5 protein-coding genes are annotated in these 3,817 nt (G+C 43.8%); 2 read left to right on the top strand and 3 right to left on the bottom strand.

Annotation, left to right across the window (positions count from 1 at the left end):
• From ABYB02_RS15455 to lolB, 3 genes are all read right to left on the bottom strand, one after another.
• A partial coding sequence (locus ABYB02_RS15455) for a ribose-phosphate pyrophosphokinase-like domain-containing protein (protein ID WP_372763296.1) occupies positions 1 to 117 on the bottom strand: 117 nt, incomplete at its 3' end.
• A gap of 89 nt (positions 118 to 206) precedes the next feature.
• Positions 207 to 1,061: a 4-(cytidine 5'-diphospho)-2-C-methyl-D-erythritol kinase gene (ispE, locus tag ABYB02_RS15450; protein ID WP_372763295.1), complete on the bottom strand. Its 855-nt coding sequence runs from the start codon at positions 1,059 to 1,061 to the stop codon at positions 207 to 209.
• Positions 1,062 to 1,063: 2 nt separating this feature from the next.
• Positions 1,064 to 1,651: a lipoprotein insertase outer membrane protein LolB gene (gene lolB / locus ABYB02_RS15445; protein WP_372763294.1), complete on the bottom strand. Its 588-nt coding sequence runs from the start codon at positions 1,649 to 1,651 to the stop codon at positions 1,064 to 1,066.
• 83 nt (positions 1,652 to 1,734) lie between these two features.
• Between lolB and hemA the strand changes: the two genes are divergently transcribed.
• On the top strand, positions 1,735 to 2,991 hold the full coding sequence (hemA, locus tag ABYB02_RS15440) for a glutamyl-tRNA reductase (protein WP_372763293.1): 1,257 nt from the start codon (positions 1,735 to 1,737) through the stop codon (positions 2,989 to 2,991).
• A gap of 7 nt (positions 2,992 to 2,998) precedes the next feature.
• The coding region (prfA, locus tag ABYB02_RS15435; protein ID WP_372763292.1) for a peptide chain release factor 1 at positions 2,999 to 3,817 on the top strand (819 nt) is incomplete at its 3' end.

Raw genomic sequence — 3,817 nt, 5'->3', positions numbered from 1 at the left:
CTCACCGTCGCTAAAACGGCCAACAACAGCATCGCCTAATTCAATATATAAACGTTTTGCAACTTTTTGAGCTAACTCAGGTGTTGCGTTACCAGCGAAGAGCTTCATGTCAGGCACGGTAGGGTTCCTCAGGCACTGAATTTTTGGACTAACCGGCAATAGTAAAAACTACGCCGTGTTAACTTATGGATTACTTGTACGGTACTTCAATCAAATATGGCGGCTAACTCCGTATGAGCAGGAGAGGTGTTAACGCTAGACGCGATAAAACCTTGCCAAGTATGGGGGAGGTTAGCAAGTACATCTTGTGCTTGAACTTGCGTAGCAAATTCGACAAAACAACATGAACCTGTTCCGGTCATTTTTGATGGAGCGTATTTTAGCAACCACTGGAGGGTTTTTTCAACCTCGGGACACAGCTTTTTCACTAAAGATTCGCAATCGTTAGTTAAACGCTGTTGTCGCCAGTCACCGATAATTTTTGGGGTGTCGCGTTTTAACTCCGCATGGGTGAATATTTTTGCGGTACTGACATGCTGATTAGGAAACACCACGCAATACCATTTGGGTTCAAGTGTTACCTGCTCTAATTGCTCACCAATGCCGTGTGCTATGGCGCTTTGGCCGCGAATGAACACCGGCACATCGGCCCCTAACTGCACGCCGAGTGCAGCCAATTGCTCAATACTCAGCGCGGTATTCCATAATTTATTTAACGCTAATAAAGTGCTAGCAGCATCGGAAGATCCTCCCCCCACACCGCCGCCCATCGGTAAGCGTTTAATTAAATTTATTTTTGCACCGAGGGTTATTTTACACTGCGTTTGTAACAATAATGCTGCTTTATAGATAAGGTTGTCGGTTGTAGCAATACCTTGGGTGTCACCCGTGACAATAATATCGGCTGTTTCTGTTAGCTCAAAAGCAAGCTCGTCACCATAATTCAAAAATGTAAACAGGGTTTCGAGTTCATGGTAACCGTCATCGCGGCGACCGTTGATATGTAAAAAAAGATTCAGTTTTGCCGGAGCAATCAGGGAAAAGGAAGTAATGTTATGCATGATTAATTAAATTGCCAGTGGTAGAGTTGAATTTTAATTTTAATTTTTTGCTGGGTTAACGTTAGCCGAGTCGGCAGCCAAAAACCGTGTTGTTGTACGTAGTTTGCGTAGTCAATTTGCCAGCGTTTACCGCTGTTATCAAACCACAACACGCGCTTAGCGCGACCTAATGGGTCGACGGTTAAACTCGGGTTGTCTATCACTCCTTTAAGCCAACTATCGGCGTCATTGACGGGTAAAGTAAACCCGGTTAAACGTTTAAGTAGCGCCGCCGCGTCGTGGTCAATATACAGCTCATCATCAAATTCAAGCGTGGCCTGATGCGCGTTTTGCTGCAGCGATAAAATCCGCGTGCCAATAAAGGTGGTCAGCACTAAATGGTTGTTATTCTGGCCTTGTTGCCAATTTAAGTTGGCAGATTGACGTTCTTCAGGGCTAATAAACGCCATCTTACCGGTTACTTGCCAAATATCTTGCTCCGCTAGCTTGACCTTCCAATCATCGTAAAGCTCTGTTTTTAAATCTCTTTTTTGCGCGCAACCGGCTAGAAACAAAAAAACAATGACTAAAATAAAATATTGTCGAATCAAATGTCACTCCTTACTTTCCATATTCCTGAGATTTTTGATAAAATTGCCGCCTTTGAAGTTGGGTTCAGCAATATTTGGCGGATATGACCATAATAGCACTTGGTATTAATCACAAAACAGCCTCCGTAGAATTACGTGAAAAGGTGGCCTTTTCCCCTGAGCAAATTTCAGAGGCGCTACAGCAATTAAGTGGTGATGCTCAATTTAATGAAGCGGTTATTGTTTCTACGTGTAATCGAACCGAGGTCTATTGTAGCCTCGCACAGCAAAATTCCCAAACACTGTTAACTTGGCTTGCCAGTTTCCATGGTTTAGATGAACAAGAACTGAGCAAAAACACCTACTGCCACGAAGGCAGTGCCGCAATTAATCATTTAATGCGCGTTGCCTGTGGTTTAGATTCCTTGGTGTTAGGTGAACCACAAATTTTGGGGCAAATAAAGCAAGCTTACAGTAGTGGCAAAACGCATAACTCAGTAGGTGTCACCTTTGATCGCTTGTTTCAAAAAACCTTTTCGGTTGCTAAGCAGGTGCGTACTGAAACCAATATCGGTGCCAGTGCGGTATCGGTGGCGTATGCAGCGGTTAATCTAGCCAAACACATTTATGGCAAGCTGGATAAAACCAAAGTATTACTGATTGGTGCAGGTGAAACCATTGAGCTGGTGGCTAAACATTTATACCAAAATGAGCCACAAAATATTACCGTAGCTAATAGAACCATAGAACGCGCGCGCGGGTTAGCCGATCAAGTTAATGCCGATGTCATTGCCTTGGCGCAGTTACCTGAGCGGTTACACAAAGCCGATATTGTTATTAGCTCAACGGCCAGTACGTTGCCGATTATTGGTAAAGGGGTGGTCGAGCAAGCACTGAAACAGCGTCGAAATAAGCCGATGTTATTTATTGATATTGCCGTACCACGCGATATTGAAAGCCAAGTGGGCGAACTTGATGATGCTTACTTGTATTCTGTTGATGACCTACAAACCATCGTTAGCGAGAATATGAGTGCGCGAGAAGAAGCCGCAGCGCAAGCTGAGGTGATTATTAATGAGCGCTCGGATGAATTTTTACAGTGGGTGCGCTCGCTCGATTCAGTGGATTTAATTCGCCATTATCGTAGTGATGTACAATCAATAAAGTCTGAACTAGTAGAAAAAGCAATCACTCAGCTTAATACTGGTAAAGAAGCAGAAAAAGTAATTTTAGAGTTGGCCAACAAATTAACCAATCGCTTAATGCACGCGCCTACCCGTGCTATTCAAGATGCAGCGAAAAATGGCGAAGTGGCTCAACTAAAACAGTTGAAAAAAATGTTAGGTATAGACCAGGAATAACAGTTAAATGAAAGAGTCCGTTTATCGTAAATTAGAAACCTTAGTTGAGCGTTATGAAGAAGTGCAAGCGCTATTAAGTGACCCATCGGTCATTAGTGATCAAAACCGCTTTCGTGCTCTTTCAAAAGAATACTCTGAGCTTGAAGAAATTGTAAAAACGTTTTTAGCTTATCAACAAGCGCAAGAAGATGTTGTTAGCGCTGAAGAGATGCTAAAAGATTCAGACCCTGACATTCGTGAAATGGCGCAAGAAGAATACAAAGAAGCCAAAGCAAATATACTTACCCTTGAAGACGATATTCAGCTGCTAATGCTACCCAAAGATCCTAAAGACAATAACAACGTGTTTTTAGAAGTGCGTGCCGGTACCGGCGGCGATGAGGCGGCAATATTTGCCGGTGACTTATTTAGAATGTACAGCCGTTACGCTGAAACGAAAAAGTGGAAAGTTGAAGTGGTAACCACGAACGAAGGTGAGCACGGCGGCTACAAAGAAATTATTGCTAATATTAGCGGCGAAGGGGTATTTGGTCAGTTAAAATTTGAGTCAGGCGTACACCGTGTACAACGTGTGCCCGAAACTGAGTCACAAGGGCGTGTTCACACCTCAGCATGTACAGTGGCGGTCATGGCAGAAATTCCAGACGCCGAAGCGATTGAAATTAACACCGCCGATATTAAAGTCGACACGTTTCGCGCATCGGGTGCCGGTGGTCAGCACGTTAATAAAACCGACTCGGCGATTCGTATTACGCACATTCCAACCGGGGTGGTTGTTGAGTGTCAAGATCAGCGTTCGCAACATAAAAACCGTGCTAAAGCGATG

It is taken from the genome of Pseudoalteromonas sp. (assembly GCF_041613455.1).
Taxonomy (GTDB): domain Bacteria; phylum Pseudomonadota; class Gammaproteobacteria; order Enterobacterales; family Alteromonadaceae; genus Pseudoalteromonas.
This window is presented reverse-complemented; position numbering and strand designations above follow the sequence as displayed.